This window comes from Streptomyces luteireticuli (assembly GCF_041519305.1).
Taxonomy (GTDB): Bacteria; Actinomycetota; Actinomycetes; order Streptomycetales; family Streptomycetaceae; genus Streptomyces; species Streptomyces luteireticuli.
This window is the reverse complement of record NZ_CP167927.1, coordinates 312,628-335,664: the sequence shown is the minus strand read 5'-3', so window position 1 is coordinate 335,664 and position 23,037 is coordinate 312,628. Positions and strand designations below refer to the sequence as shown.

The 23,037-nt window shown below is 72.6% G+C and carries 22 protein-coding genes and 3 pseudogenes; 9 read left to right on the top strand and 16 right to left on the bottom strand.

Features of this window, described 5'->3' with window-relative positions:
• Positions 1 to 14 precede the first annotated feature (14 nt).
• From AB8735_RS01480 to AB8735_RS01465, 4 genes and pseudogenes are all read right to left on the bottom strand, one after another.
• Positions 15 to 272 (bottom strand): annotated as a pseudogene (locus AB8735_RS01480) (macro domain-containing protein); the annotation flags it as partial.
• Between the two features lie 80 nt (positions 273 to 352).
• The gene (locus AB8735_RS01475; RefSeq protein ID WP_372411749.1) at positions 353 to 2,353 is read right to left on the bottom strand and encodes an APC family permease; all 2,001 of its coding nucleotides are present in this window, start codon (positions 2,351 to 2,353) and stop codon (positions 353 to 355) included.
• Between the two features lie 255 nt (positions 2,354 to 2,608).
• Positions 2,609 to 2,971 carry a hypothetical protein gene (locus AB8735_RS01470; protein ID WP_372404541.1) on the bottom strand — a complete coding sequence of 121 codons (363 nt, stop codon included), beginning with the start codon at positions 2,969 to 2,971 and terminating at the stop codon, positions 2,609 to 2,611.
• A 41-nt stretch (positions 2,972 to 3,012) separates the two neighbouring features.
• The gene (locus AB8735_RS01465) at positions 3,013 to 3,987 is read right to left on the bottom strand and encodes a DUF1259 domain-containing protein (RefSeq protein WP_372404538.1); all 975 of its coding nucleotides are present in this window, start codon (positions 3,985 to 3,987) and stop codon (positions 3,013 to 3,015) included.
• 156 nt (positions 3,988 to 4,143) lie between these two features.
• On the opposite strand from AB8735_RS01465, the gene AB8735_RS01460 reads away from it, so the two are divergent.
• The 5 genes from AB8735_RS01460 (at position 4,144) to AB8735_RS01440 (ending at position 8,984) form a co-directional block, all read left to right on the top strand.
• Positions 4,144 to 4,845 carry a response regulator transcription factor gene (locus AB8735_RS01460; protein WP_372404536.1) on the top strand — a complete coding sequence of 234 codons (702 nt, stop codon included), beginning with the start codon at positions 4,144 to 4,146 and terminating at the stop codon, positions 4,843 to 4,845.
• Positions 4,842 to 5,918 (top strand): sensor histidine kinase, encoded by a 1,077-nt coding sequence (locus tag AB8735_RS01455; protein WP_372404533.1) that lies wholly within the window; start codon positions 4,842 to 4,844, stop codon positions 5,916 to 5,918. Before AB8735_RS01460 ends, AB8735_RS01455 begins: the two co-directional genes overlap by 4 nt.
• A 170-nt stretch (positions 5,919 to 6,088) precedes the next feature.
• On the top strand, positions 6,089 to 6,901 hold the full coding sequence (locus AB8735_RS01450; protein ID WP_372404531.1) for an HAD family hydrolase: 813 nt from the start codon (positions 6,089 to 6,091) through the stop codon (positions 6,899 to 6,901).
• A 177-nt stretch (positions 6,902 to 7,078) separates the two neighbouring features.
• A complete protein-coding gene (locus AB8735_RS01445; protein WP_372404529.1) occupies positions 7,079 to 7,990 on the top strand; it encodes a universal stress protein in 912 nt (303 codons plus the stop codon).
• A 115-nt stretch (positions 7,991 to 8,105) separates the two neighbouring features.
• Positions 8,106 to 8,984: a universal stress protein gene (locus tag AB8735_RS01440; protein ID WP_372404527.1), complete on the top strand. Its 879-nt coding sequence runs from the start codon at positions 8,106 to 8,108 to the stop codon at positions 8,982 to 8,984.
• A gap of 10 nt (positions 8,985 to 8,994) precedes the next feature.
• On the opposite strand, the gene AB8735_RS01435 is transcribed toward AB8735_RS01440, so the two are convergent.
• From AB8735_RS01435 to AB8735_RS01425, 3 genes are all read right to left on the bottom strand, one after another.
• Entirely contained in the window at positions 8,995 to 10,194 is a 1,200-nt protein-coding gene (locus AB8735_RS01435) for a PP2C family protein-serine/threonine phosphatase (protein WP_372404525.1), read from the bottom strand.
• Between the two features lie 207 nt (positions 10,195 to 10,401).
• The gene (locus AB8735_RS01430; protein WP_372404522.1) at positions 10,402 to 10,845 is read right to left on the bottom strand and encodes a universal stress protein; all 444 of its coding nucleotides are present in this window, start codon (positions 10,843 to 10,845) and stop codon (positions 10,402 to 10,404) included.
• A gap of 435 nt (positions 10,846 to 11,280) precedes the next feature.
• Positions 11,281 to 11,418 (bottom strand): hypothetical protein, encoded by a 138-nt coding sequence (locus AB8735_RS01425; RefSeq protein ID WP_372404520.1) that lies wholly within the window; start codon positions 11,416 to 11,418, stop codon positions 11,281 to 11,283.
• Here AB8735_RS01425 and AB8735_RS01420 point away from each other — a divergent pair.
• Positions 11,417 to 13,132, top strand: a complete 1,716-nt coding sequence (locus AB8735_RS01420) for an enoyl-CoA hydratase-related protein (protein ID WP_372404518.1) — start codon at positions 11,417 to 11,419, stop codon at positions 13,130 to 13,132. The genes AB8735_RS01425 and AB8735_RS01420 overlap by 2 nt on opposite strands.
• A 601-nt stretch (positions 13,133 to 13,733) precedes the next feature.
• Here the strand turns inward: AB8735_RS01420 and AB8735_RS01415 are convergent.
• Positions 13,734 to 14,315 carry a TetR/AcrR family transcriptional regulator C-terminal ligand-binding domain-containing protein gene (locus tag AB8735_RS01415; RefSeq protein ID WP_372404515.1) on the bottom strand — a complete coding sequence of 194 codons (582 nt, stop codon included), beginning with the start codon at positions 14,313 to 14,315 and terminating at the stop codon, positions 13,734 to 13,736.
• 129 nt (positions 14,316 to 14,444) lie between these two features.
• Between AB8735_RS01415 and AB8735_RS01410 the strand changes: the two genes are divergently transcribed.
• Positions 14,445 to 15,677, top strand: a complete 1,233-nt coding sequence (locus AB8735_RS01410; protein ID WP_372404514.1) for an FAD-dependent monooxygenase — start codon at positions 14,445 to 14,447, stop codon at positions 15,675 to 15,677.
• Between the two features lie 601 nt (positions 15,678 to 16,278).
• Here the strand turns inward: AB8735_RS01410 and AB8735_RS01405 are convergent.
• The 4 genes from AB8735_RS01405 to AB8735_RS01390 form a co-directional block, all read right to left on the bottom strand.
• Positions 16,279 to 16,758: a ricin-type beta-trefoil lectin domain protein gene (locus AB8735_RS01405; protein WP_372404511.1), complete on the bottom strand. Its 480-nt coding sequence runs from the start codon at positions 16,756 to 16,758 to the stop codon at positions 16,279 to 16,281.
• Positions 16,759 to 17,613: 855 nt separating this feature from the next.
• Positions 17,614 to 18,276: a helix-turn-helix domain-containing protein gene (locus tag AB8735_RS01400; protein ID WP_372404510.1), complete on the bottom strand. Its 663-nt coding sequence runs from the start codon at positions 18,274 to 18,276 to the stop codon at positions 17,614 to 17,616.
• Between the two features lie 100 nt (positions 18,277 to 18,376).
• On the bottom strand, positions 18,377 to 19,069 hold the full coding sequence (locus tag AB8735_RS01395) for a CBS domain-containing protein (protein ID WP_372404508.1): 693 nt from the start codon (positions 19,067 to 19,069) through the stop codon (positions 18,377 to 18,379).
• A gap of 28 nt (positions 19,070 to 19,097) precedes the next feature.
• Positions 19,098 to 19,772, bottom strand: coding sequence for a CBS domain-containing protein (locus AB8735_RS01390; RefSeq protein ID WP_344027322.1), 675 nt, complete (start codon positions 19,770 to 19,772; stop codon positions 19,098 to 19,100).
• Positions 19,773 to 19,981: 209 nt separating this feature from the next.
• On the opposite strand from AB8735_RS01390, the gene AB8735_RS01385 reads away from it, so the two are divergent.
• Positions 19,982 to 20,959, top strand: coding sequence for a nitroreductase (locus AB8735_RS01385; protein WP_372411748.1), 978 nt, complete (start codon positions 19,982 to 19,984; stop codon positions 20,957 to 20,959).
• 68 nt (positions 20,960 to 21,027) lie between these two features.
• Here the strand turns inward: AB8735_RS01385 and AB8735_RS01380 are convergent, their stop codons facing one another.
• The 3 genes and pseudogenes from AB8735_RS01380 to AB8735_RS01370 form a co-directional block, all read right to left on the bottom strand.
• Complete coding sequence (locus AB8735_RS01380; RefSeq protein WP_372404505.1) at positions 21,028 to 21,699, bottom strand: MBL fold metallo-hydrolase RNA specificity domain-containing protein; 672 nt, start codon at positions 21,697 to 21,699, stop codon at positions 21,028 to 21,030.
• A complete protein-coding gene (locus tag AB8735_RS01375; RefSeq protein WP_372411963.1) occupies positions 21,693 to 21,830 on the bottom strand; it encodes a hypothetical protein in 138 nt (45 codons plus the stop codon). Before AB8735_RS01375 ends, AB8735_RS01380 begins: the two co-directional genes overlap by 7 nt.
• Positions 21,831 to 22,051: 221 nt before the next feature.
• Positions 22,052 to 22,345 (bottom strand): annotated as a pseudogene (locus tag AB8735_RS01370) (PEP/pyruvate-binding domain-containing protein); the annotation flags it as partial.
• Between the two features lie 168 nt (positions 22,346 to 22,513).
• Here AB8735_RS01370 and AB8735_RS01365 point away from each other — a divergent pair.
• Positions 22,514 to 22,714: pseudogene (locus tag AB8735_RS01365) on the top strand (DUF1918 domain-containing protein); the annotation flags it as partial.
• Positions 22,715 to 22,760: 46 nt separating this feature from the next.
• On the opposite strand, the gene AB8735_RS01360 reads toward AB8735_RS01365, so the two are convergent.
• A complete protein-coding gene (locus AB8735_RS01360) occupies positions 22,761 to 22,970 on the bottom strand; it encodes a cold-shock protein (RefSeq protein ID WP_344026421.1) in 210 nt (69 codons plus the stop codon).
• Positions 22,971 to 23,037 lie beyond the last annotated feature (67 nt).

The following is a 23,037-nucleotide window of genomic DNA, read 5'->3' as shown; positions in this document are numbered from 1 at the left end:
GGGGTAATGCGTCAGACCGTGCCGACCGTGTGGATCACCCAGCGGGCCGGGAGGCGGCCCGCGGTGGTGGCGACGGCCCGGCCGGTGGGCAGCCCCTTGCCGTAGTGGGAGGCGCGCAGGTCGCGGCAGGCGGCGAGGATCTCCGGGCCGCCCTTGCGGTGGATGGCGCCGTCGACGCCCCCGCCGCCGAGGAGGGAGGAGTTCGCGGCGTTGACGACGGCGTCCACGGACTGCTCGGTGATGTCGCCGCGGACGTAGGTGATGGTGACCATGGGCACTATCTTCCGGGCTTCCCGGGCGTGTTGCCCGCTTTCGCTCTCCCGCGCTCACGATCACGGACGAAATGCGCAGGCTAGGGCCGTGCGCGGTCGCCGTCAGCCGTCCGGTGGTGCTGGGGGACGGGGGCAGGTTCGCCGCGGCGGGTGGCGCCGGGGGCGCGGCGGGCGGGGTGGTCGGCGCGGGAGGAGGAGGTGAGCTGCCAGGGGACGCTGGTGACCATGACGCCGGGGGTGAAGAGCAGACGGCTCTTGAGCCACAGCGCGGACTGGTTGTGCAGCAGGTGCTCCCACCAGTGGCCCACCACATACTCGGGGATGAACACGCCCACCACGTCCCGCGGGCTGTCGCGGCGGATGGAGCGCACGTACTCCACCACGGGGCGGGTGATCTCCCGGTACGGGGAGTCGATCACGCGCAGCGGCACGTCGACGTCGAGTTCCGCCCACTGCTGCTGGAGCGTCCTGGTCTCCTCCCGGTCGACCGAGACGGTCAGGGCCTCCAGACGGTCGGGCCGGAAGGCCCGGGCGTAGGCGAGGGCGCGCAGGGTGGGTTTGTGGAGGGTGGAGATCAGGACGACACCCACCACGCGTGAGGGCCGTACGAGTTCGGCGTGCGGGTCCGTGACGGCCAGTTCGGCGGCGACGGCGTCGTAGTGCCGGCGGATGCCGCGCATCGTCACCCACAGCACGACCGCCGCGACGACGGCCAGCCACGCGCCCTGGGTGAACTTGGTGGCCAGCACGATCACCAGGACGAGGCCGGTGACGACGGCGCCGGTCGCGTTGATGATCCGGGCCGTCAGCCCGCGCCGCCGTGCGGCGGGGTCGGCCTCGTCGCGCAGTTCGCGGTTCCAGTGCCGGACCATGCCGGTCTGGGAGAGGGTGAAGGAGGTGAAGACGCCCAGGATGTAGAGGTGGATGAGGCTGGTGACGTCCGCCCTGTAGAACCAGAGCAGCAGTCCCGCGGCCAGGGCCAGGGCGATGATGCCGTTGGAGAAGGCCAGCCGGTCGCCGCGATTGTGCAACTGCCGCGGCAGATAGCGGTGCTGGGCGAGGATCGAGGCCAGCAGCGGGAAGCCGTTGAAGGCGGTGTTCGCGGCCAGGACCAGCACCAGGGCCGTGGCCGCCTGGACGAAGTAGAAACCGAAGCTCCGCTCGCCGCCGAGGACGGCGGCGGCGAGCTGGGCGATGACGGTGCGCTGGGTGTACGCGCCGCAGTCGCCCGTCAGGCCCGTCAGCCGGCAGGAGTCGTCGGTGATGTGCACCTTGGCGACGAGCGCGAGCGTCGTCACGCCGATGAACATGGCCACCGCGATGGCGCCCATGATGCCCATCGTGGCGGCCGCGTTCCTCGACTTGGGCTTGCGGAAGGCCGGGACGCCGTTGGAGATCGCCTCCACGCCCGTCAGCGCCGTACAGCCGCTGGAGAACGCGCGCAGGCACAGCATGATCAGCGCGAAGCCCGCCAGGCCCGCGTCGCGGGGATCGGGCGTGATGCCGAAGCCGGCGCTCTCGGAGACGGGGGCGTGGCCGAAGGCGTAGCGGAGCAGGCCCGTGATCACCATGATCAGCACGCCGGCGATGAACAGGTACGTCGGGGCGGCGAAGGCCTGCCCGGACTCCCGCACGCCCCGCAGGTTCACCGCGGTCAGCAGGGCGACGAAGCCCACCGCCATCCCCACACGGTGCCCGGCCAGCTCCGGCACGGCCGAGATGATGTTGTCGACACCGGAGGCGACCGACACCGCGACCGTCATCACATAGTCGACCAGCAGCGATGCGGCCACCACCAGGCCGGCCGAGGCGCCCAGGTTCTGCGAGACGACCTCGTAGGAGCCGCCGCCGCTCGGGTAGGCGTGCACGACCTGGCGGTAGGAGAGGACCACCACGGCCATCAGCGCCACGACCGCCGCCGCGATCCACGGAGTGAAGTGCAGGTAGGCCATGCCGCCCAGGGTGAGCACGAGGAGGATCTCCTGCGTGGCATAGGCGACCGACGACAGCGGGTCGGAGGCGAAGATCGGCAGTGCCAGCCGCTTGGGCAGCAGGGTCTCGTGCAACTCCTCGCTGCGCATGGCCCGGCCGATGGCCAGCCGCTTCAGAAGCCCCGTCACATTGATCACAGGGCGAGCGTAAGTCGTATATGTGCCATATGGCATTTTGTCGAGGTTCGGAGGGCTGCTCCGATGGTGGGTCAGGACGGCGTCAGGGCTGCGGTGCGCGGCTTGCGCGGGGCCGTCCGGGCACCCGGAACATGAAGGGGCCCGAGCCCGGCGGGCCGTGACGGCCTGTGGATGTCCGTGGCCCGACCGGGACGGCCGCCATGGGTCTCAGTAGAGGTAGACGTCGATGGCCAGGGCGGCCGCCGCGGTCAGCAGCGCGCAGCCGACGGTGCGACGAGCGGGCTCGCGGGCGAGCGGCCCCAGCCCGTACACCAGCGCCGCGACGGTGAAGGCGAAGACGCCGGAGCCCGTGTCCTGCCAGCTGACGGGGAAGACCGTCACGGGAGCATCAGTGAAGAACCGGTCCCCGTGGGCGGCGACCAGGATGCTGTTCCATGCCAGCGGTCCGGCGGCCGCCGCGAATGCCCCATAGACGGCGAGGGCGTATTTCCCCGTCACCGCCCGGACGAGGACGGCGGCGGCCACGGCGGACAGCGCGGCTCCGTAGGCGATCTGGGACCAGCCGATCACGATGCTCCTCGATAGGGGGCGGGCCCTGCCGGTCAGGGCGTTTACGGGGCGGGGTTGGTGGTGTCCAGGGCGGGCCGCAGGGCCTGGGCGAGGGTGACGCCGTCGGCAGTGGCCCAGAAGTGCAGGTAGAAGAGGCGGGGTTGCTCGGTGAGCCCGTGGTTGTGGAGCTCGACGATGTCGATGTGGCCCTTGCGCAGTGCCTGGATGACCTTCTGGACTTCGGGTGCGGTCATGACGAAGTCGCCGTTGACGGCGGCCTTCTTGTCGCCCAGGGGCTGGAAGTTGATGCCGGTGGTGAGTCCGAGGGCGGGCGGCAGGAGGTAGGGGCCATCGTTGATCGTGTCCTTGCGGGCGATGGTGAATTTGTAGATGCCGTTGTCGGCGGTGCCCTTGCGGTCCAGTGCCTTGTCGATGCCCCGGGTGTCCAGGTCCACGGCCGGCTGGGTCGCCGGAGGCGGCGAGGACGGCAGGGTGGCGGTCGTGGCGAGGACGGTCTTCAGGCTCCTGGCGAGCCCGACCGGATCGCTCATGGCGTGGATATGGGTCCACCAGACGGCCGGGCTCTGCTGCAGCAGATGCTTGTGGAGCGCGGTCTGCTCGATCCCCGCCGCTTGGAGGGCATCGGTGACCTTCGGCAGCTCCGTTTCGGTGACGACCAGATCGCCCATGAGCATGGTCGTGTCACGGTATCGGGCGAAGGCCGCGTACCCGCCGAGCGCCAGACCCGGCTTGACGGTCACGCCCTGGGTGGTGACGGTGAGGTCCTTGCGGGGCAGCGGGACGCGGTAGACGGTGCCGCCCATGACGGTGCCGGACCGGCCGAGGACGTCGGCGACCGGCTTCCAGTCCTCGGCGGTGGTCGGCACCGGGGGCTCCTGGCGCATGGCGGCGGCATGATCACCGTTCGGGTGCGCACTCGTGCCCGTAGTGGTGAGGCCGGTACTGGTGCAGCCGGTCGCGACGAGCATCGCGGCCGTTCCCAGCACGGTCAGCTGTCGACGTGAAAGGAATGGCATGATCACTCCTCGCGGGTCGCTTCCGCAGGTGTATCGGTGTCCAGGGAAGACCCGCCCCATGAAGCCGAGATGAAGATCGCCCGCAGGGCGGAGGCGTCATGGCATCTTCATGAACGGTGTGCAGGGTGACGGCGGACGAGACCGGAGGAGGTGGCCGTGCGGGTCCTGGTGGTCGAGGACGAACCCAAGATGCGGAGGCTGCTGCGACGGGCGCTCACCGAGGAGGGCTACGCCGTCGACACCGCGGCCGACGGACCACGAGCCCTCGGCCTGGCCGCCGTCGCCGCCTACGACGCCGTGCTCCTGGACGTGATGCTGCCCGGCCCGGATGGCTTCGCCGTCTGCACCGAGCTGCGCCGCCGCGGGGCGTGGGTCCCCGTCCTGATGCTCACGGCCAAGGACGCCGTCGCCGACCGGGTCAGAGGGCTCGACGGCGGTGCGGACGACTATCTGACCAAGCCGTTCAGCCTGGACGAGCTCATGGCCCGCCTGCGTGCGCTGATCCGCCGCGGCCCCGGGGAACGGCCCGCCGTCCTCCGGGCCGGAGACCTGTCCCTGGACCCGGCCACCCGCACCGTACGGCGCGGCGAGGACGAGATCGCCCTCACCGGCAAGGAATACGCGCTCCTGGAGGCGCTGCTGCGGCGGCCGGGCATGGTCCTCACCCGCGACATACTGGTCGAGCACTGCTGGGACCTGGGCACCAGCCCGTACTCCAACGTCGTCGACGCCCACATCAAGGCCCTGCGCGACAAGATCGACCGCCCCTTCGGGACCCGCGCCATCGAGACGATCCGTACCGTCGGCTACCGGCTCCGGCGCGACGGCGGACGCACCTTCCCGAGCGCGGCGCCATGAACCGCCTACCTCTGCGGATCCGGCTCACCGCGATCTTCGCCGCGGTGATGGCAGCAGTCCTGGCAGGCACCGGCTACATCACCATCAGCCGCTTCGAGGAAGCCCGGAACGAATACGGCCCGACGGTGGACCCCAGCCGCCTGACCGCCCAGCACGAGGCCCTCGACGACCTGCGCCGCGAACTGCTCACCTCGCTGCCCGTCGTCTTCGTCCTGGCCACCGTCGGCGCGTACTTCCTCGCCACCGCCGCACTGCGCCCCGTGGAGCGGATGCGCGCCCAGGCCGCCACGGTCACCGAGGACACCCCCGGGCGACGCCTGGAAGTGCCGCCCAGCCGGGACGAGATCGCCCGCCTGGCCACCACCCTCAACGACATGCTCGGCCGCCTGCAGGCAGCACTCGAACACGAACGGCAGTTCGTCGCCGATGCCAGTCACGAACTGCGCACCCCGCTCAGCCTCCTCCACACCGAACTCGAACTCGCCCTGCGCCAGCCGCGGGAGGCCGATGAACTGCGCGCCGCCCTCGTCTCGGCCCACGAGGAGACCGTACGGCTCGTCCGACTCGCCGAAGACCTCCTGCTCCTCGCACGGACCGACCGCCCCACGGCTCCGCCCACTGCCGGGCCCGCCCTCGTCGCGCCGGTACTGCGCCGGGTGGCCGCCCGCCTGGGCGACAGCGCACCGGGCCGGCGGATCACCGTCGAGTGCCCCGAAGACGTGACGGTCGCCCTCCCCGAGGACCGGCTGGACCGTGCCGTGACCAACCTCGTCCACAACGCCCTCCGGCACGGCCGGGGTTCCGTCGAGATCACCGTCCACGACGCCGACGGCCGGGCGGAGATCCACGTCCGCGACCACGGCCCCGGCATCCCGCCCGGCTTCCTGCCCCACGCCTTCGACCGCTTCACCCGCGCCGACCCCGCCCGCTCCGGACACGGCACCGGCCTCGGCCTCGCCATCACCGCCGCCCTCACCCGCGCCGCAGGCGGCCACTACGGCGCCACCAACCACGAGAACGGCGGCGCCGACATCTGGATCCGCCTCCCCCTCGCCGCCCGGTCACCCCGATGAGCATGTCCGAGCAGTCCGAGCGGTCCGAGCGGTCCGAGGCCGTCCGGCTCGGACCGGTCGGGAGGGGGGACGCGGCGGCCGAACGGCGGGGGCCGGGGTCATTGGGCCCATGGCCCGCGAGGCGCGCCTCCACTGTGATGGACGCCTGACCGCTACCCAGGAGGCCGGAGATGCGTCCGCTCGTCGGCACGACCGCCCGCACTACCGAACGAATCCCCGAGAGCTGCCCGGTGCTGCCCCCACACATCCGTGCGGTCGTGCTCGACACCGATTCGGTCATCACCGATCTGTCCCAGGTGCAAGCGGCGGCCTGGACCTGCATCCTCGACGCCTACCTCGAGGCGTATGCGCCAGGAGCGGGATTACGCGGGCCCGAGCCCGAGACGGAGCTGCCCCGCTTCCCGGACAGTACCCATCCCGTGGGCGCGCTGGTGCCGTTCCTCGAAGCACGCGGGCTCGAAGCCGGAAGCCTGGGCGAGGCCATGAGGGCCGCGCATATGCTCGCCGTCCGTCAACAGGCCATGCTTCAGAGGTACTTGCACCACTATGGCGTCGGCATCAGGCGGGGCACGGCCGAGTTGCTGGGGGATCTCCGCCGCCGGGGCATCGCCTGCGCCGCCGTCTCCGGCACGGCCAGGGCGCGCGGCCTGCTCGCCTCCCGCGGTCTTCTGCCCCTGCTCGACGTGGTGCTCGACGGGGACGACCAGGGACACCGGCGCGCACCGGCCCGGCCGGATCCGGCGCTGCCGCACCGCGCGGCCCGGCTGCTGGGGGCCGGCCCGCAGGAAACGGCCGTGGTGGACGCCTCCCCGTACGGTGTGGAGGCCGCCTCCCGCGGCGGGTTCGGCCGGATCGTCGGGCTCACGCCGGCCGGGGACGTCCACCGGATGACCGAGATGTTCCACCGGGGCGCCGACGTGGTGGTGCACGAACTCGGCGACCTGGGCGTCGCGCCCCGTACGGCGGTGGCCGCGATGGCCTGATACCCGGGCAGCCGGCCTCCGGAGCCGGGACCTTCGGGCCCGCCCGGAGCCGTACGGCCCCGGGCGGGAGCGGTCACGGGGCAGGAACCTGTGCGGCACGGGACACCGGTGACGGATCCCCGGAGACGGCGGCGCATCCGCGGGCCCCCTCCCGGCCCTCCACCTCTGGAGAAGACCATGCTTCCGACAGACGCCCCGCCCACCGGCCGTGTGGTGGTGGGTTTCGACGGCTCGGACCCCGCGCTGCGCGCCCTCGACCAGGCGGCCGAGGAGGCCCTGCGGCGCGATGCGGCCCTGGAAGTCGTCTGCGGCTGGCCCTGGGGCCTGCGCGCGCCCGGGACCGGAGCGGACCCGCGGGGCAAGCGGCAGCGGCCGGGGGAGATGCGCGGCGCGGACGAGGGACAGATGCTCTACGACGCCGGGCGCGCCGTGACCGATGCCGCCGTCGAGCGGATCGCCTCCCGCCATCCGGGGCTGCGGACCGAACCGCACCTGACCACCGAACCGGCGGCCCGGGCCCTCCTGCGGGCGGGGCGCGATGCCGCGGTGACGGTCGTCGGAACCCGGGGGCACGGCGGCTTCGCCGGTCTGCTGCTGGGGTCGGTCGGCCTGCGCGTGGCCGCCCACTGCTCCGGACCGCTGCTGGTCGTGCGCGGCGGGACCGCCGGCACCCGGGGCGTCGTCTTGGTCGGCCTCGCCTCGGAGGCGGACACCGACGCGGTGCGCTTCGGCTTCCAGGAGGCACGCCGGCGCGGTGCCGCGCTCAGGGTTCTGCACGCCTGGCAGTACCCGGCCGTGCCGCCGGGCGCCGGACCGTGGGAGGACACCGGCCTGCAGCACACGCGCGAGGCGGCCGTACCGGCCTTCGCGACGGCGGTGCTGCGCGAGGAGTACCCGGACGTGGAGGTGCGCACCGAGGCGGTGTACGAGGGCGCCGGGCGGGCGCTGGTCGAGGCGAGCGCGGAGGCGGACGTCGTCGTCCTCGCCGCCCACCGCCCCCGCCACCCGCTGGGCCTGCAACTCGGCCCCGTCACCCACGCGGTGCTGCACCACGCCCACTGCCCCGTGACCCTGATCCCCGTGGCCTGAGGCGGACCCGGCCCAACCGGCCCCCGGAGCAGGGGCTTTCGGCCCTCGGCCGGATACCGCCGCACACCGGACAGTGGACATACGCGCATACACAGCCTTCACCCCGGAGGTGCTCATGCCCACCACCCTCACCGTCGGACTCGACGGCACCGACCACAGCCTCGCCGCCGCCGACTGGGCGGCCGCCGAGGCGGCACGCCGCGGGGCGGCACTGCGCCTGGTGCACGCCTGGGTGTGGCGGTCCCCGGACGTCCCGGTCGCCGTCGACGCCGAAGCCCAGCAGAAGTGGGCCGAGGACGTGCTGAAGGAGGGGGAGCGGCGGGTGACCGCCGCCCACCCGGGCCTGGAGGTCGGCACCCGGCTGCTGCCCGACGACCCGGTGTCCGCCCTGGTGGCCGAGACCGCCCGGAGTGGCTTGCTCGTCCTGGGCTCACGCGGCTACGGCACGCTCGTGGGCCACCTCGTCGGCTCCGTGGCGCTGCACGTCCTGCGGGAGGCCGTCGGCCCCGTCGTCCTCGTGCGCAGCCCGCGCGAGGACGACGCCGGACGGCGTGCCCGGGGCGAGGTCGTCGTGGGTGTTCCGGACGCGGACGAGGCGGCCGTCGCGCCCGCGCTGGACCTCGCCTTCGAGGCCGCGGCCGCGCGCGGGGCACGCCTGCGGGCCGTGCGGGCCTGGACGATCCCCCCGGTCTTCGCCTGGAGCGCCGGCTCCTACTGCCTCGCCGCCGAGGCGGGCGGCCTGGAGCAACTGGAGCAGCAGCGTCTGAGCGATGCCGTGCGCCCCTGGCGCGAACGGTACCCGCGGGTGGATGTGGTCGAGGAGACCGAACTGGGCGGCGCCGCACAGGTGTTGCTGGCCCGGAGCGCGTCCGCCTGTCTGCTGGTGGTCGGACGGCATGCCGCGGACGGGCACGGCATCCGCCGCATCGGCTCGGTGACACACGCGGTCCTGCACCACGCACCTTGTCCGGTGGCGGTCGCGGCCGGCGTCTGACCCGTTCGTTTCACGGAAGCTGTACGAGGAGCAGGGTCACGTCGTCGTCGGCGGCGTGGTCCGGGCGCATGGCTTCGAGCAGGGAGTCCGCCACGGTCTCCAGGTCGTCCGACTTGTCGAGGGCCGCGCCCAGTTCACCGGCCAGGGCCGTGATCCGCTCCTCGATGTCCGTCCGGGGCGTCTCCACCAGCCCGTCGGTGTAGAGCAGGAGAACCGACATCGGGGGAGCGGCGCAGGTCGTCTGCCCGTGTGCGACGCCTCCCACGCCCAGGGGCACGCTCACCGGCGTGGCCAGCGGCTCGACGTCGCGGCCGGGAGCGGCCAGCAGCACGGGCAGGTGCCCCGCCGAGCAGAGCGTGATCCCGGCGCTGCCGGGGCGGACGACCAGATAGCAGCAGGTGACCAGCTGGTCGGGGAGGTCGGCCACGACGGCGTCCAGGACGTCCATGAGCCGGTGGGGCGCCATGCCGGTACGGGCCAGGGCGTTGGCGGCCGAGCGGAGCCGGCCCATGACGGCGGCCGCTTCCAGGCCGCGGCCCATCACGTCGCCCATCAGGACACCGACTCCGCCGTCCGCCAGCGGGACGAGGTCGAACCAGTCCCCGCCGACCCCCGCGCCCCGGGTGGCGGGCAGATACCGGCTGGCGGTGCGCAGCCCGGGTACGTCGGGCGGGGTGCCCATGAGACTGCGCTGCAGGGTCAGCGCGACATGCCGCTGCTCCTCGTAGAGCCGGGTGAGCTCGGCCTCCGCCGCCTTGCGTTCGGTGACGTCGCGGACGGCCGCCGAGAACAGCACGCCCTCGGGCGACCGCAGCGGGCTGAGGCTGATCTCGACGGGGAACTCCCGTCCGTCCTTGCGCAGCCCGTACAGCTCCAGCCCGGCGCCCATGGGACGGAACTGCTGGTTGCGCGCATAGCTCTCGCGGTGCGCCGTGTGCCGGTCGCGGAACCGGCCCGGTACGAGGACTTCCACGGGACGCCCCAGAAGCTCCCGGCGGTCGTATCCGAACAGCGCCTCCGTCTGGGCGTTCACCAGCCGGATGACACCCCCGTCGTCCACGATGACCATGGCGTCGGGAGCGGATTCGAGCAGCCCCCGGAACCGCTCGTCCGCCGCGCCGCGGTCGTCGGCGCACGGGCGACGGCCGTCGCGGAGGCACACCGCCCGGCCGGCGGAGCCCTGTTCGTCGAGGACGGTGTGCTCGGCCATCCGCCTGCCTTCCCTGGGTCGCCCGATGTCCTTGTCCTACAGGAGGACCCCATCACCGTGGGGCGACTCTGGCATATACAGGCTTCGGGGCTGCCTCCGAAAGTCGGCGGGCGATCACTTCTCCACCCTGGGAGCGAAGATCTGTACGCGCGTTGCCCCGGACCGACCGGGTGGCCGGACCGGCGGGTGGTACCGGCCGCCCGCCCTTCAGCCGGCCGGGACCACCGCGACGGGGCACCGCGCGTGGTGCAGTACACCGTGGGTCACGGGGCCGATGCGGGTGCCGGGCAGGGGCCTGTCCTCGCGGCGTCCGACGACGAGCAACCGGGCGTCGGCGGCGGCCTCGAAGGCGCAGCCGAGCAGCGGGTCGTGGGGGTCGTGGTGGCCGAGGCCGGTCACGACGGGGCCGGCCTCGGCCGGTGCGGGTTCGTCGGGTTCGTGGACCACGGCCACGGGCGCGGAGGCGTGGGCGATGACCGGCAGGCTCACGGAGCCCAGGAGGAAGCCCTGCAGGCTGCCGAGGCCGCGCGATCCGAGGGCCAGGAGCACGGACTCCGCCGCGGCGTCGACGAGCGCCTTCGGCGGGAGGTCGGCCACCCGCTCCATGCCGATCCGCAGCCGGGGGCGGGTATCCCGCCGTTCCCCTGCCATGTCCTCGCGTCCGGCGGGCCGGAGCGCACGCCGGGCCGCCCGTGCGGGGCGACCTTCTGGACGGGAAGGAGGCCATCCACTTCTCGCGGATCCCGATTGCGCGGTGCACGGCTGCCGGCCGCTTCCCCGCGTCCTTCAGACATCCTTCCCGCCACTTCCATCACACCACTCCGAGGAGCGGCCTGCCAGGGCCGGCCGGCCTCTTCCCGCGCCGCCCGGGGTACCCCCCCGGCGCGGCGCCGGAAGCCTCGCCGGTCGCGACGACGTCCGGCGCCTGTCGGTGCTGGACGGCCGTCGTCCGGCCGCGCGCACGATGTGCCCGACCCAGTGGTTCCGGTCCCGGTCGGCGGGGACGTCGGCGGGCTGGTCGGACAGCAGGATCCACGCATGCGGCAGTCGCAGTCCCGGGCCGCGGCGGTGGGCTTCGCCGACCGCTCACGGCGCGGCCGCCAGGCTCTCGTTCGCCTGTGCGGGGCAATCGACGGTGGCCGCGCGGCGGTGCATGGTCAGGGGCGACGGGCGGTCGACGACGATCGTCGGGCCCGTGCCCGTACCAGGAAGGACGGCCGCCATGCGCATCCTGCTCGTCGCCAGCGCGTTCAACAGCCTTACCCAGCGGGTCTTCACGGAACTCGTCGACCGGGGGCACACCGTGGCCGTCGGCGTGGCGGACGACGAGGCGGCGCTGCGTGCGGCGGTGTACCGCCACCCCGCGGACCTGGTCGTCGCGCCGATGCTCAGGACGGCGATCCCCCGCGACGTCCGCGCACGCCACACCTGCCTCGTCGTCCACCCCGGCCCGCCCGGCGACCGCGGCCCGTCCTCGCTGGACTGGGCCCTGCACACGGACGCCCGGGAATGGGGCGTGACGGTGCTGCAGGCGGAGGAGGAGATGGACGCGGGGCCCGTCTGGGCCGATGCCGCCTTCACGGTGCCCGAGGGGGTGGCAAAGAGCGATCTGTACCGGGGCGAGGTCACCGACGCCGCCGTCCGGGCCGTGCTCCTGGCCGTCGAGCGGTACGACTCCGGCGAGTGGCTGCCCCGGCCCCAGGACGGCCTCCCCGCACGGGTCCGCCCGTACCTGTCCCAGGACGTGCGCCGCATCGACTGGCGGACGCAGCCGACCGCGTCCGTCCTGCGCGCGCTGCGCGCCGCGGACTCGTGGCCGGGGGTGCGGGACGAACTCCTGGGGTGCGCATGGTTCCTGCACGGCGGCCACGCCGAGGACCGGCTGCGCGGGACCCCGGGCGAGGTGCTGGCCACCCGCAACGGCGCCATCTGCCGGGCGACCGCCGACGGCGCCGTGTGGATCCCCGAACTGCGCCGCTGCCGGACGGAGACGACACCGCCCGGTATCAAACTGCCCGCCGCCCTCGCGCCGGCCGGCCGGCTGTCCGGGGTCCCGGACGTCCCGGCCCCTCCGGATCACCGGTCGGCCTGGAGCGACATCCGGTACACGGAGCGGGGCGAAGTGGGCTTCCTCCGGTTCCGCTTCCCCGGCGGGGCGATGAGCACGGAGCAGTGCCGACGGCTGCTGCGCGCCTACCGCCTCGCCCGCGAGCGGCCGGTCTCGGTGCTCGTGCTCGGCGGCGAACGGGACTTCTTCTCCAACGGCATCCACCTGGGCGTCATCGAGGCGGCCCCGGACCCGGCCGCGGAGTCGTGGGCCAACATCGTCGCCATGGACGACCTGGTGGAGGAGGTGCTCACCACCACCGACCGGCTGGTCGTCGCGGCCCTCGCGGGCAACGCCGCCGCGGGCGGGGCGATGCTGGCGCTCGCCGCCGACGAGGTGTGGTGCCGGGACGGCGCGGTGCTCAACCCGCACTACCGCCTGATGGGCCTGTACGGGTCGGAGTACTGGACGTACACCCTGCCCCGGCGCGTCGGCGCCGAGCAGGCCCGGGCGCTGATGGACGAGGCCGCGCCGCTGAGCGCGGCCCGCGCCCTGTCCCTGGGGCTGGCCGACCGGGTCCTGCCCGTCGCGCCCGGGGAGTTCGCCGGCGCGGTCGCCGCGCTGGCGGCGGACGTCGTCCGCCACACCGACGTACCGGCCCGGGTGGCCCGAAAGAAGGCGGAACGCGAACGGGACGAGGCCGCCCGGCCGCTCGCGGCCCACCGCGCCGACGAACTGGCGCGCATGCACGCGACGTTCTTCGCGCCCGACGCCCCGTATCACGCCCTGCGGTCGGCGTTCGTGCGCAAGCGGCCGATGCCAGGGACGGCCGAACGGCTGGACGAGCTCTCCCGGTTGCGCTTCCGCCCGCTGGGTCGGTGGGCGGATTGAAGATGGGGTGCGGGTGGGGCACATGGCACGGATGGCGCGCCGCTCACCTCGCCGGGCGCGATGCGGATCCGCAGGTCGCGCTTATATATGCATACCCCTTCGAGAGTTCCTGCGATTTGCTCGCGGCGGTGAGGTAGCTCCTCGTGGATTTGGGCCGGCCGTCCTTCCCTGATGGCTCGGGCTTCCAGCTGTTTTGAAGTGGTCCCTGGGCGACGGGGGTTGATCGAGCGGCGCCCACTCACCCAAGCCGTATAGGCGGGCCGCGCCTTTCCGGCGCCGCAGCATGCCAGTGACCGTGACGCGTACCCGCGCGGCGAAGAGTGCGTAGCGCGTCACGGTCACCGGCATCATGCCGACGCGGTCAAGGCCGCCGAGACCGTCAGCCGGGCGAGTCGCGGCTATGACCCGGGTGAGAAGACCAACGGCCGCAAGCGGCACCTGGTCGTCGGGTGTGCGGCGCTGCCAGTCGGAGCGGTGGGCCTCGACGGCCGTGCCCGCCAGGACGGTCAGGCCGACGCCGCCGAGGACCGAGAGCGCGTCGATCGTGGCAGCGGCCTGGCCCGGCATCGGCGACCGGAGTGGAGCCGGCCTTGCCGTCGGGTCACTCCGCCGCCCGCTGCTCGCGCGCCGACCGGATGGCCAGCACGTTGTCGACCAGTCGTACGGCGTCTGTCGCCGGGTCCATCGGCATGGCCAGTAGCGCGCGCACGTATGCCGGGGCCAGGACCAGCTCGAAGATGTCCGTCCAGGTCAGCGCGGCGGCACCGGCGGCATCCAGGGTGGCCTGGATCTGGCGGATCCGTGGCTCGGCGAAGCTCAGTGCGTCCTGCCCCTCGTCGCCGGCCCGGAGCAGGGCCCGGAAGAAGGCCAGGTGGCCGGGACGGGTCAGATCGGTGAGCAGGGTGGTGACCCAGATCTGGAGGTCGGCCCGCAGGTCGCCGGTGGCAGGGAGCGGCGAACGGCTGCCCAGCTCGTCCACGACCGCGTCGATGATCAGGCCGTCGGCGGTGCGCCAGCGCCGGTAGACGGTGGCGAGGTGGACGCCCGAGCGGGCCGCCACCTCCGCGATCTCGACGGTGCCGTCGGTGGATTCGGCCAGCAGCTCGCGGGTGGCCGCCCGAACGGCCTCGCGAGTGCGGGCGGTACGGCCTCCGGGGCGGGCTGTCCCTGATGCTTGCGTCACCACCTCACTCTATCGCGAATCTCTTGCATTAGCGCAGTCGGCAGGTCTACGTTAAACGCGAATTATTCGCATCAGGGGTGCAGGGATACTGAGGCGCCTCGCAGATCGAAGCGGAACCGGAGGCCCCTCATGGCTCACGTACTCGTCGTCGGCGGCGGAATCGCGGGTGACACACTCGCGCTCCTCATGGAACGGGACGGCTGGACAGTCACCGTCGCGGAGATCGCGCCGGCCCTGCGCACCGGCGGCCAGACCGTCGACCTGCGCGGCGACAGCCGGGAGGTGCTGGAGCGCGCCGGCCTCCTCCAACAGGCCCTGGGCCGCCTGGTGCCGCAGCGCGGTGCGGCCTGGATCGACGCGCGGGAGCGGCGCCTCGCCGAGATGCCGGTGGAGGCGTTCGACGGGCGGGGCTACGTCTCCCGCGAAGAGCTGCTGCGCACCGACCTCGCCCGGATCCTCCACGAAGCGGCCGGGCCGGGTGTGACGCACCGGTTCGGCGAGACCGTGGACGCGCTGGAGGACACCGGGACGGGCGTGCTCGCCCGCTTCCGCAGCGGCACGGGGGAGAAGTTCGACCTGGTGGTCGGCTCCGACGGCGCGCACTCGCGGGTCCGCGCGCTGCGGTTCGGGCCGGAGGAGGGCTACCGCAAGCCCCTCGGCCTGGCGCACGCCTGGTTCACCCTCACCGAACAGCCCGGGACGCCGCCGCTGGACGGCTGGTTCCTGATTCACAACGCGCCCGGCCGACGAAGCGTCGAAGCCCGCCCCGGCCACCCCGGCGAGCAGGAGATCGGCCTGACCTTCGCCGCCGGCACCCTGCCCCCACGGCAGGACCGTGAAGCCCAATTCGCCCTGCTGGAGCGGACCTTCGCCGACGTCGGCTGGCGCACCGCCGAGTTCCTGGCCGCCGCCCGGCAGGCCGAGGACTTCTCTCTCGACACCTACGACCAGGTACACATGCCGCGCTGGTACGACGGCCGGATCGTCCTGCTCGGCGACAGCGCCTGGTGCGCGAGCCCGCTCAGCGGCCTCGGCACCGCCCTCGCCCTGCGCGGCGCCGCCGAATTGGCGGCCGCGCTCCGGGCCGTCGGCGCGCCCGGCGACACCGCCGGGGTGCCCGCCGCGCTGACCGCCTTCGAGCGGACGATGCGGCCCAGGACCGCCTCTGCCCAGCAACTCCCGCCCGGCCGGGTCGTGTCCATGGCCCCCAAGTCCGCGCTGGGTATCCGGGTCAACGCGCTGGCGATGCGCGGACTCCAGTCGAAGGCCGCGCGCCCGCTCGTCAACCGAGCCCTCGCCGCCTCGGAACACGGCCGTACCGGCAGTCCGGCTGGCGCACCGCGGACCGGCCCGAGCGACTGACCGTCCGGCCGGACGGGCCCAGGACGGTTCTCAGGACCGGAGTGCCGCCCGAGGAGGAGGCGGTGGCCGTCCTGGGAGCCCCTTCGATGGGTGAGGGGCCGCCGCGAGATGGGGCCCGCAGGGGGTGACGGCCCCACCTGACACGTCCGCCGTGGTTGTCCACGCGCCGCCGGTCCGACGATGAGCACGCGGTGGCGGTATCCGCTCTTCCGGCAGGCGGCCCCGACGCCGGGAGCGGGGTTCGCCATGGGCCTCGGGGCCGTCGGTGTCCGTGTGACAGCGGATGGTGCCCGGCCGTCTGCCGGCGCCGCCTGCCGTCTCGGCTGGGTTTCTCCTGTACCGCAAGTACCTTGAGCAGGACGAGGTTGGAGCTAAGAGGACGACGGCCGCGGAGTACGGCATCAGCCTCTTCGCCCTCCCAGGACCGGCGAATCAGCCCTCACTACTGGCGCCTTCACGCTGAAATTCATTGAAATCCCGTAGAACGCCCTTTAGCTGAGGGTATGGACGGGAGGATGAATAGGGCCGGTCGAGGCGCGACGGATAGCACTCTCGCCGCGTTTGCGCTGTCGAGGCCACCTGGCGGCCCGAGTTCATAGCCTTACTTGGGTGTCCATGCCTGGCTCGGTGAGCTGGTGCCGCAGTTCCACATCACTACAGGGACGCCGGGCGTGCCTTGTGCCATGGCTGTGTCCAGGCACAGGCCGGAACTCGCGTTTTTGATGGGCGTGCTCTGGTTCGGGTTGAAGACCCAGTTCTGGGTGGGCGAACCGTTGCAGTCCCAGAGAACGGCCCTTGTCCCAGGAGTGTGGGCGCCGGTGGCGCCGTTGGCCACGTCGAGGCACTTGCCCCCGATGGTGAGGGTCCCCGATCCGTTGCCGGTCCACTTCTGGTTCACTCCGCCGTTGCAGTCCCAGAGCGCGATCTGGGTTCCGTTGGTGGTGACGTAGCCGGGATCGTCCATACAGCGACCGGACACCCCGTTGACCAGCGTGAACGGGGAGGCGACCTGCTTCTGCGCCAGGCTGTGGGACTCACCCTTCCCTGCCGCTGAGGCCGTCATCGGAGCGGCTGCCAGCACGGCCGTACTCAACGCCACTCCAGCGACGAACCCATACCTTTTGGCTCGGAACTCCAAGTTCATGACCGACCCCCTTCTCGCAGAATCCCCCCTGTACGGGGAGCAACCCCATAACAGCGCGCTTTGTCAATCACAGACAGGGTTCAAGCGCATCATTCACCCTTAAGGCTGCTAAGTACGCTTAGCGGGGTAACCCTCTCGGTCTGCGAGAAGACCCTCATCCTCGGCGAGGGCACGGGACAAGGCCCGTATGCCAAGGAGGTCTCCTGAACACGCGGCAATGGCGTCGAACGCCGATGCGCCGAGAGCGCCAGGACCGGACTCGACCGCCTGGTCGGCCGGCATCCTCACCGAACCCGAACCCGAACCTTTCGTCATGCCGCAGCCGACAACGCCCGCTTCGACGGAGGGCCCGGCGGAAGCCTGCTCAACACCCTCTCGGATCCGCAACTTCCCTTTTTGGAAAGGCCCAAGGCAGTGACAGTCCTCAGCGGACGTGGCCGGTGCCGGCCTGCAGCGCCCTCGTCCTGCTCATCGGAGCAGCCCCGGGCCCTGCGCACCAGGCTGTGGAACCGGCCGTCGTCGCCGGCGGGCGTGCGGGAACATCCGGGCCGCACCAGCGCGCACCATGTCGCGTTCCAGCGGTTCCGGAGGGCGCCTCCACGATCAACGGGTGTGGGCCGGGCGTCCGATGTCGCCGTGGTGCACGGGCCGCACTGTGGATGGCTTCCGGTCCGCCGCGTCCACGACGGCAGTACAGTCCGCCCGTCGCACCGCTGCGGTGCAGGGGGCGGGCAGGCTTCTTCTCGGGGGAGGGGAACCATGCGGCACAGGTTGGTGACCCGATATGGCGGGTCACATCGTGCGGATCGAACGGCCGCTCACCTCGCCGGGCACGATGCGGATCCACAGGTCGCGCTTGCCGCCCGCCCAGGGCTGCGCTCCCGGGCGCTCGCCGAGGGTGTGTACCGCGTGCGGATCGGTGATGTGATCCGCGGTGCCCTGGACGAGGACGCTCCAGCCGTTGCTCAGGTGCTCGTCGATGTGGTCGGTCTCGAAGGCCAGTTGGTCTCCCGCGGTCACCGCCGCAGCCCCGTCCGCGTCCGTGCGGTACACGATGGTGCGGGCGTCGACCAGGAAGTTGACCGGGAGCACCACGGTCCCGGTTCCGGCGGACAGACCCAGGCGGCCGATGCCGTGCGTACCGAGCCGCTCCCAGCACTCGTGCTCCGACAGCCGCATGAGCACCGGGCGGGCCGCCGGTGCGGACTGGCCGGGGGCGGCGTCGGGGCGGCCCGTCACGAGATCCGTGTAGGGCATCTCCAGGGCGGCGGCCAGTCGCATGACGGCGGCCGGGTCGAAGTCTCCCGGGAACTTCTCCAGTTGACGCAGATAGGCGACCGACATGCCGGCACGGTGCGCCAGTTCCTCCCGGGTCATGCCCAGCTGTTCGCGGCGCAGGGCGGCGCGGGTGCCCAGGGCGTCGTCACTGCCCGATGACGTTCCTTCGCCGTGCACGGCCGCTCCTCCGCACTGTCGCCCGCCGTCCGATCCCCCTCGATCAGAGGATCAGACGGGCCGGGTTCGTGCCACTGCTGAGCGGCCGTTCGGCAGGAGGTCAGAACAGCGGGCCCACGACCGGCGGCTCCGGCACCCGGGACCTGGTGGGGGGCGTGGTGAGGCGGAGCTCGACGTTCACCACCCCCTCCACGGCACGGACGAGCCGGGCCAGGATCGGGACCATCGATGTGTCGGACAGCGAACCGGAGAGGGTCACCACGCCCTCCGTCACCTGGGCCTCCACGGTCGGCCGGCGGTTGCGGAAGAGGTGCGAGAGAACCTCCTCGCGGACCTCACGGGCGATGTCCTCGTCCTCGCGCAGGTAGACCTTGAGGAGGTCGCTGCGGCTGACGATGCCCGTCAGCATGCCGTGTATGTCCACGACCGGCAGGCGTTTGACGCCCCTGCGGGCCATGATCCGCGCGGCCTCCGCCACGGTCGCATCGGCGTGGACGGTGACCGCCGGGGTGCTCATCAGCTCCTCGGCCGTGCCCGCGCCCGCCTTCGCCAGGTCGTCGAGCTGCCGCAACTGCTCCAGGCGGGACGGATCGCGGTCCTTGAACTCCTCCTTCGGCAGCAGGTCGGCCTCGGAGACGACGCCGATGACGCGGCCCTCGCCCTCGAGCACCGGCATCGCACTGACCTTCCACTCCGCGAGCGTCCTGACGATCTCCTTGTACGGGGCCGTACGGCTGATCGCCACGACTGTCTGGGTCATGACGTCACTGACCGTGCGCTGGATGCCGTTCATCGCTGACTCCTCCCGAGCCTGCGGGGGCCTAGGGGGCCGGGAAGCGGCCGCCCGTGTCGTCGTTCGCGTAGGTGAGGCGCTGGTGGACGGCGACCACGCCGTCCACCGAGCGGCACAGCCGCTCGATCACCGGGATCAGGCTCCGCGCCTCCACCGAGCCGGTGAGGGTGACCTGCCCGTCCTTGACGTCCGCGATGACCTCCGACGGGGCCAGGCCCAGGGTCCGCCGCAGCAGGTCCCGGTGGATCTCGTCGCGGATGGCGGAGTCGTCGCGCAGGAAGACCCGCAGGATGTCGGCCCTGCTGATGATGCCGAGGAGCCGGTCCGCCTCGTCGACGACGGGCAGGCGTTTGACGCCCTGCACGGTCATCAGCCGGGCCGTCTCGACGACGTTCCACTCCGGGCGGGCGCACACCGGGGGCGCCGACATCAGCTCCTCCGCCCGGGCGCCTTCGGCCTTCGCGCGCTCCCACTCCTCCAGATTGGGCACCGGCACGCGGCCGAAGGGGTCGGGCTGGTCGGCGGACTTGCGCATCAGGTCGGCCTCGGAGACCACACCGATCACCCGGCCGTCGCGGGCCACCACCGGCACGGCGGTGACGTCGTTCTCCGCGAGCTCCTTGACGATCTCCTTGAAGGGCGTGTCCGGGCGGACCTGGACCACGTTCCGCGTCATGAGCTCGTCGACTGTTCGGTGCTGCAGCATGGCCCCGCTCCTTCTTCGGAAGCTCTTGGTGCCCAGGATTCCAGCGTGGCCGGGCCGCGGCCCGGCCGGAATGAGCCGGTTGGCCCAGGCGGGGGGACGCCCGGCCCTCCCTGCGGTGCCGCGGTCCGGAGCGACCATGGAGGAAGGGCCCGGCGGCCGGGCCCGCCGCTTCCGGAAGGGGGATTCCGGTGACCGCAGCACCCACGATGGACGACGCGCGCGTCGCGGAGCTGGTGCGCGACGCGGCCGCGGCCCCGTCCATGCACAACGCGCAGCCCTGGCGGTTCCGCTACACGCGGGGCGACCGCACGTTCCGGCTGTACGCCGACTTCGAGCGGCGCATGCCGCACGCCGACCCCGACGCCCGGGCCCTGCACCTGGGGTGCGGCGCCGCGCTCTTCAACCTCCGGGTCGCCGTCGCGCACGCCGGCCACCACCCGGACGTCGCGCTCCTGCCCGCCCCCGACGACGCGGCCCTGCTCGCGACCGTGCGGCTCACCGCGCCCAGCGCGGGCGACGCCGCCCTGGCCCTGCTCCATCCGGCGATCCACCGACGGCACACCAGCCGGTACCCGTTCTCGGAGACCCCGGTTCCCGAGCGCCTCAAGGCCGCCCTCGCCTACGCCGCCGCACAGGAGGGCGCCGCTCTCGCCTTCCCGGAGTCCTGGCACCTGCGCTGGATCCAGGAGCTCACCGAGGAGGCCGAGGCACGCAACCTCACCGACCGCGGCAGCGAGGAGGACCTGGCCCACTGGACCCGCATCGGCATAGCCGCCGCCGACACCGCCACCGACGGTGTCCCCGACTACGCCTTCGGCCCGCGCAAACTCGGCGGCCGGGCGCCCGTACGCGACTTCGCGGGCGGTCGGCCCACCTCCGACTTCGGGGCGACCCCCTTCGAGAACGACCCCCACCTGGCCCTGCTCAGCACGGCTGAAGACCATCCTGCCGACTGGCTGCGCGCGGGCCAGGCCCTGGAACGCGTCCTGCTCCTGGCCACCCAGGAGGACCTGGCCACCGCCCTCTCCACCCAGGCCCTCGAATGGCCCGACCTGCGCTGGCCCCTGCGCGACCCCTCCACCGGCACCGGCCGTGTACAGATGATGCTGCGCCTCGGCTACGGACCGAAGGGACCCCGGGTCGCGCGGCGGCGCGTGGAGAACGTCCTGGCCATCGAGGACTGAGCGGCTCATCGAGGCGTCTCGTCGAGGACTGGGCGTCGTCGCGTCGTCGAGGACCGAGCGGGCGGCCGTCAGCGCACCAGCACCCGTTCCCCGGAGCGGGGGACGACGGCGTTCCAGCCCAGGCCGCGGTCGACGCGGTCCCGCAGGGCCTCGGCCGACTCCGGTTCGCCGTGGACGAGGTAGGTGGCGTTCGGCGAGGGGGCTCCGCGGAGCCAGCCGAGGATCTCGGCGGCGTCCGCGTGCGCGGAGAAGCCGGGGACGTCGACGACCTCGGCGCGCACGGGAACGTACTCGCCGAACATCTTGAGTGTGCGCGCGCCGTCCACCAGGTCGCGGGCCCGGGTGCCCTGCGCGGCGAAGCCCACCACGATCACCGTGTTCCTGGAGTCGGGCAGCAGTCGGCGCAGATGGTGCAGGACGCGGCCGCCGGTGGCCATGCCGGAGGCGGAGACGATAACGGCCGGGCCCTCGGTCTCGTTGATGGCGATCGACTCGGCGACCGTACGGGCGGCCGAGAACGGGGCCGGGTCCAGGGCGGCCGCCCCTTCGGCCAGGATCTCCGGGCGGATCTCGGGGGACCGCTGCTCCAGCGCTTCCTCATAGACACGTAGCGCCGCGAGGGCCATCGGGCTGTCGACGTGGATGGGCACGGTGGGCGGGATGTGCCCCGAACTCCGCAGATGTGCCAGCTCGTTGAGGACGACCTCGGTGCGGTCCACGGCGAAGGACGGGATCACCACCAGTCCGCCCCGGGCGAGAGTGCGGTGCAGGGCGTCGGCGAAGACGGCCCGGCGGGGCGGTGTTTGGAGTGGCCGCGGCGGTTGGCGTGGTCGGCCTGCTCCTCCTGGAGGCGGGCGCTGTCGCGCAGCACGATCTCCGCGAGCCGGGCCGTTTCTTGCGGCGCAGGTCCGCCAGGCCCTGGAAGAGCCCGCAGTCCACCAGGATCCGCGAGTGATCGGTCTCGACCATGAACTTGCTCCTGGTGACGGTGCCCACGCCGCCGAGGAGCGACAGCAGGCCCGGCCTGATCGTGCTGGTCATGCCACGGCCTCCTGACGCCGGGGCGTGAACTGCCTTTCTCTCCTCCGCCAGCACGGCCGGCAGGGGAGTGGCCAGGATGTCGGCGCGGATGGCGCCGCCGACCTCGGGGAGGGGCGCGCCCTCGTGCAGCGCGGCCAGACGGCCGGCGATCCGGTCGCGCAGACCGCCCGTGCCCAGGAGCTCCCGGTAGGCGTCCGCCGTCGTGGTGAAGCCGTTGGGCACCTTGATGCCCTCGGGCGGGAGACGGGTGATGAGCTCGCCCAGCGAGGCGTTCTTGCCGCCGACCAGGCCGCTGCCCGCCCGCCCCAGCTCGGCGAACGGAACGACGCGTCGAATCGGGGACATCACTGCCACCACACCGCTCGCCCGCGGGGGCCGCCAGGGCCGTACGGTCCCGTCCCGGTCCCGGTCGGCCCATGCCCGCGGGGCGCCGAGGGCCCAGGCTGGAACCGGACGCACCCCACGCTCCGGCGGCGGTGCCGGAGCGGACGATCCGGAGAACGGTGATGCCCCATGCACGCGCACCTCGGAGACCGCCTCGTCGTCGAGAGCCCGGCGACGGGTGCGACCAGACGGGACGGGGAGATCGTCGGTCTGCACCATGCCGACGGCACGCCACCGTACGACGTGCGGTGGTCCGACACCGACCGGGTGACGCTCGTCTACCCGGGGCCCGACGCCCACGTCCAGCACCTTGAGCACGAGGCCGCGGCTCCGCACTCCGGCTGACGCCCCGGCTGACGGAGGAAGCGGTAACGGACTACTGCTCGAGGACCACCACATTTTCGGCCTGTGGCCCCTTCGTTCCCTGCACCAGGTCGTATTCGACTCTGTCGTTGTCCATGAGGGACTTGAAGCCGGACGACTGAATGGCGGAAAAGTGCACGAAGACGTCCGGCCCGCCGTCGTCCTGGGAGATGAACCCGAACCCCTTGTCCGCGTTGAACCACTTCACGGTTCCTGTAGCCATCACATGTCCCTCACGCTTGGTGTCCGCTGCCCGATCTGTGTTCCCCGGGAGGACCGTGACGAACCCG